This is a genomic window from Protofrankia sp. Cas8 (assembly GCF_963555845.1).
Taxonomy (GTDB): domain Bacteria; phylum Actinomycetota; class Actinomycetes; order Frankiales; family Frankiaceae; genus Protofrankia.
In genome coordinates, this window is record NZ_CAUVXI010000320.1 from 1 (window position 1) to 4,166 (window position 4,166).

Genomic DNA, 4,166 nt, shown 5'->3' on the forward strand with positions numbered 1-4,166 from the left:
AGGCCGGCGCAGAAGGCCGGGTCGGCACCGGTGAGGACGATCGCCCGCACATCGTCCCGGGCGTCGAGGTCGACGATCGCGGCTCGCAGCTCGCCGATCAGTTCAGGAGTGATCGCGTTACGGACCTGGGGACGGTTCAGCGTGACAACCGCCGCGGGCGGGCGGACATCGACTAATACATTGGCCATATCGCCTGAGCATGCCGGCCCGTTCACCCGGACGCACCCGATCCGAAGATTGGACGCAGCGGGACGGCAGGGCGCAGCGGGAGCGTGGTGCGGGCGTGCAGACAACCCCACCAGACCCCGGCGCAGTAGGCCGCGTCGTCCGCCATCCGCAACGCGACGTAGGGGACGAGCCCGACATCCGGACGTTCTCGCCACCAGTCCCACGCGGTCGGTATGGTCGCCGCGACCAGCAGGACACGACGGCCGGGCCGGCCCGCGCCGAAGGCCAGCAGCGGCAGCCACACGCGCCGCGCGGTGTCCGCGGCAGCCCAGCCTGCATGCTGCCGGCCCCGGGCGACCAGGACCGCCGCGTGTAGCCCGGCCCGCGGCACGGGCGTACGCAGGCGGGTGAACGTCCGGCGCAGGCGCCAGGCGCTGACCACCGCGCCGACCCCGGCAGTGGCGGCGACCGCGGCAACCGCGGCAGCGGACCCGGCCGCGACGACGACACCCGCCGCGACACCGACCGCAGCGCCCCGCACTGGCCGCAACGGCTCGGGATGCCGTAACGCGAGTGCTGCCGCGGACGATCCGTAACCGACCCGCTGCGTGACCCAGCCCCGCCAGGACGACCGGGGCTGGTGTAGCACCACCGCGGCCGGTTCGTAACGCACCGACCAGCCGGCCGCGGTCAGCCGCCACACCAGGTCGACGTCCTCGCCGTAGCGCATCGCCGGGTCGAAGTCGGCCAGCTCCCGGCGGATCAGCAGCGCCGCGGCCGGCAGGTAGGAGATACGGCTGCCCGCGCGGACCGGACCGGGCCGCAAGCCAAGGTCCAGCGGCGACCGGGACATCTCGTACCGGGCGCGCAGTGCCCGGTGTGGCGCTGAAGCGACCCGCGGGGCGACGAGCGCGACCATCGGGTCGGCCAGCTGCGGGAGCAGCCTGGTGAGCCAGTCCGGGCCGGGCAGCACGTCGGAGTCGACAAAGGCGACCAGCGGGGTTGCCGCGGCTCGCGCCCCGGCCATGCGGGCGGACGCGGGCCCCAGCGGCGAGTCATGCCGGATGACGCGGACACCGGCCCGCCGCGCGACCGCGGCGGTTGCGTCGGTGGAGCCGTCGTCCACGACGATGACCTCCCGGCAGGTCCCGGTGACGGTGGCGAGCAACCGCGAAAGCTCCGCCGCCCGGTCGCGGACCGGGATGACAAGGGTGACGTCATCCCGACCAGGCATGGCACAAGCGCCGGGCGGGCTGGACGGGTGAGAGGTAGCACCGGTCGGTGGCACGGGATCGGCGTGCCCGGCGTCCACCAGCCGGCGGGCGAGCGTACCCGCGCCGGCGCCGGCCGCCGTCACCGTGGCACCGCCCGCGAGCGCCTCGAACACGGCTGCGCCAGCGCGACTCAGGGTGAGCAACCGCAGCGGCGATCCGCCGAGCAGCACCCGACCACGCGACAGGACCCGCAGGTCCGGTTCACACTGAACCGAGAAGCAGCCGGGTAGCGGGCCAGGCGCGGGCCCGGGCAGCCGGCTACCGTCACAGTTGGTGTTTCCGTCCGTATGACGCACAGGAGGAACCGTATGGATTCCGTCGACGTCGACAGCGACCGTCCCATCGCCGCAGCCGAGGTGCCGGCAATCGAACCGGTGCTTGAGGATCTCCTGGTTGAGGACGTGTCCATCGACGGCATGTGCGGCGTCTACTGATCAACCAGCCACCGACATCAAACGGCCACAGTCGAAGACGGCGACGCAAGCACTGATGCCCTCACCCCCGCACGCCGCCGCGCCGGTCACGACCGGCGCCTTTGACCGCGACCGCGCCTACGAGCTGCATCCGAAGGTCGCGCTGCGCCCGGAGCGGTTCGGCGCGCTCGCCTACTCCTATGACACCCGACGGCTGTCCCTGTTGAAGGATCTCGATCTGCTCGCCGTGGTGCGGGCACTCGCGGACCAGCCCTCCGCGGATGCCGCACTCGGCGTGGTACCCACAGCGAAACGGCCGGCGGTGGAGCGGGCACTGGCCCGCCTGGTGGAAACGGGGTTCATCCGTGAGCGTCACTGAGCTGGCCGGGCAGGCACCAGCGGCGGTAGCGAGCCGGTCGTTGCAGGACGAGCTGCGCCGTGGCCTCGACGCGCCGATCTGCCTGACCTGGGAGTGGACGTATGCCTGCAACCTGGCGTGCGTCCACTGCCTGTCGTCCTCCGGTCGGCGAGACCCTCGCGAGCTGACCACCGACCAGCTGCGCTCGGTCGTCGACCAGCTTGCCGACATGCAGGTCTTCTACGTCAACGTCGGTGGGGGCGAGCCGATGACTCGGCCCGACTTCTTCGAGGTGCTGGAGTACTGCGTCGACCATGGTGTCGGGGTCAAGTTCTCCACCAACGGCGGGATGATCACGTCGGAGAAGGCGCGGCGGCTCGCCTCACTGGATTACGTCGACGTCCAGATCTCCCTGGATGGCGCGGACGCGATGACCAACGACCCGGTCCGCGGTACCGGCTCCTATGATCGGGCCCGCGCGGCCATGGATCACCTCGCCGCCGCCGGATTCGGCGCGTTCAAGCTGTCCGTGGTCGTGACCAGGCACAATGCGAGCCAGCTCGACTCGTTCGAATCGCTGGCACGGGACTACGGCGCCGAACTGCGGATCACCCGACTACGCCCGTCCGGTCGGGGTCGGGACTCCTGGGCCGAGCTGCACCCGACCGCCGTCCAACAGCGCGACCTGCATTCCTGGCTGCTGGCCCGGCCGAACGTGCTGACCGGCGACTCGTTCTTCCACCTGGCGGCCTACGGCCAGTCCCTACCCGGGTTGAACCTGTGCGGCGCCGGGCGGGTCGTCTGTCTGATCGACCCGGTCGGGGACGTCTACGCCTGCCCGTTCGCCCTGCACGAGCACTTCCGCGCCGGCAGCGTGCTGGACGCCGGCGGGTTCGCGGCGGTGTGGCGGGGGTCGGAGCTGTTCACCGAGCTGCGGGAACCGGGCAGCGCCGGAGCGTGCGCATCCTGCGGGCACTACGACGCCTGCCAGGGTGGCTGCATGGCAGCGAAGTTCTTCACCGGTCTGCCGCTGGACGGCCCCGACCCCGAATGCGTCCTCGGCCACGGCGAGGCCGCACTGGCCGCGGTGAACCCCGCGAGCCTGCCCGCCGTCGACAACGACCACAGCAAGAACGACCGCAGCAACCGGCGGTTGCTCCCCCTGTCCGTCCGGCGCTGACAACGTCCGGCGCTGACAACGTCCGACACTGGCACCGTCCCGCGCTGACGACCGGCAGCTCACGCCACCGGTTCGATGCGCAGGTCGGTGACCCGGGCGAGGTGATCGAAGTCGCGGTCTGCATGCAACAGGCTCGCATCGGCCTTGACAGCCGCCTGCGCGATGAGGCAGTCGGTCAGCACCCGGACCGTCACACCGCCACGCCGAGCGGATCGGTACAGGCCCGCGGCGTCCTCATAGTCGCCACTGTCGCGAAGAGGAAGGACGGGCAGGGGCGCGAGCAGCTCCAGCAGCTCAAGGTGATGCGTGTCGGACCGGGCACCGGCGAGAAGTTCGAAACGAACGATCTCCGTGGTCACCAGATAGGCGTCCTCGTCGATCAGATGATGCAACCGCCGGTGGACCGGTGACTCGGTCTTGCGGAAGAATTCAACCCACGCGGACGTGTCAACGAGGATCATCGATCCTCCACCGAGGCGTCCTGGAGATTTGACACAAAACCCGGGCGAATCTCGGTCATGTCCGTGTCCCAGCCCATGCCTTCCAGCGCCAGCGCCCGACGTTGGAACGTCGCGTGGCCGATGAGATGCCGCAGAGCAAGATCTACGACTTCGCGCCGCGTGTTCACGCCGAAGATGCGCATCGCCTCCTCGATCAACTCGTCGTCGACAACGATGTTAGTCCGCACGTCCGTCATGGTCATTAACATACACACCCCTGTGTATTTTGCTTGTCAGCAGATCCAAAGACGACGATACACACCGGGTCGGATC

Annotated in this window: 7 protein-coding genes; 3 read left to right on the plus strand and 4 right to left on the minus strand. The window is 70.1% G+C overall.

Annotated elements, in window-relative coordinates:
* Together U9977_RS26140 and mftF are read right to left on the minus strand one after the other, a co-directional pair.
* On the minus strand, window positions 1–188 hold a 188-nt coding region (locus U9977_RS26140), incomplete at its 3' end, for an enoyl-CoA hydratase-related protein (RefSeq protein ID WP_322751938.1).
* A gap of 23 nt (window positions 189–211) precedes the next feature.
* Window positions 212–1,738 (minus strand): mycofactocin biosynthesis glycosyltransferase MftF, encoded by a 1,527-nt coding sequence (mftF, locus tag U9977_RS26145; protein WP_322751939.1) that lies wholly within the window; start codon window positions 1,736–1,738, stop codon window positions 212–214.
* Between the two features lie 12 nt (window positions 1,739–1,750).
* Here mftF and mftA point away from each other — a divergent pair, with 12 nt between their 5' ends.
* The 3 genes from mftA to mftC are packed head-to-tail and all read left to right on the plus strand — an operon-like array spanning window position 1,751 to window position 3,393.
* The gene (gene mftA / locus U9977_RS26150) at window positions 1,751–1,876 is read left to right on the plus strand and encodes a mycofactocin precursor MftA (RefSeq protein ID WP_322751940.1); all 126 of its coding nucleotides are present in this window, start codon (window positions 1,751–1,753) and stop codon (window positions 1,874–1,876) included.
* Window positions 1,877–1,931: 55 nt separating this feature from the next.
* The gene (mftB, locus tag U9977_RS26155; protein ID WP_322751941.1) at window positions 1,932–2,234 is read left to right on the plus strand and encodes a mycofactocin biosynthesis chaperone MftB; all 303 of its coding nucleotides are present in this window, start codon (window positions 1,932–1,934) and stop codon (window positions 2,232–2,234) included.
* Entirely contained in the window at window positions 2,221–3,393 is a 1,173-nt protein-coding gene (gene mftC, locus U9977_RS26160) for a mycofactocin radical SAM maturase (RefSeq protein WP_416210788.1), read from the plus strand. The genes mftB and mftC overlap by 14 nt, the downstream gene beginning before the upstream one ends.
* Before the next feature lie 59 nt (window positions 3,394–3,452).
* Here the strand turns inward: mftC and U9977_RS26165 are convergent, their stop codons facing one another.
* Window positions 3,453–3,854 carry a PIN domain nuclease gene (locus U9977_RS26165; RefSeq protein ID WP_322751942.1) on the minus strand — a complete coding sequence of 134 codons (402 nt, stop codon included), beginning with the start codon at window positions 3,852–3,854 and terminating at the stop codon, window positions 3,453–3,455.
* Complete coding sequence (locus tag U9977_RS26170; protein WP_322751943.1) at window positions 3,851–4,081, minus strand: type II toxin-antitoxin system VapB family antitoxin; 231 nt, start codon at window positions 4,079–4,081, stop codon at window positions 3,851–3,853. The genes U9977_RS26165 and U9977_RS26170 overlap by 4 nt, the downstream gene beginning before the upstream one ends.
* Window positions 4,082–4,166: the final 85 nt, after the last annotated feature.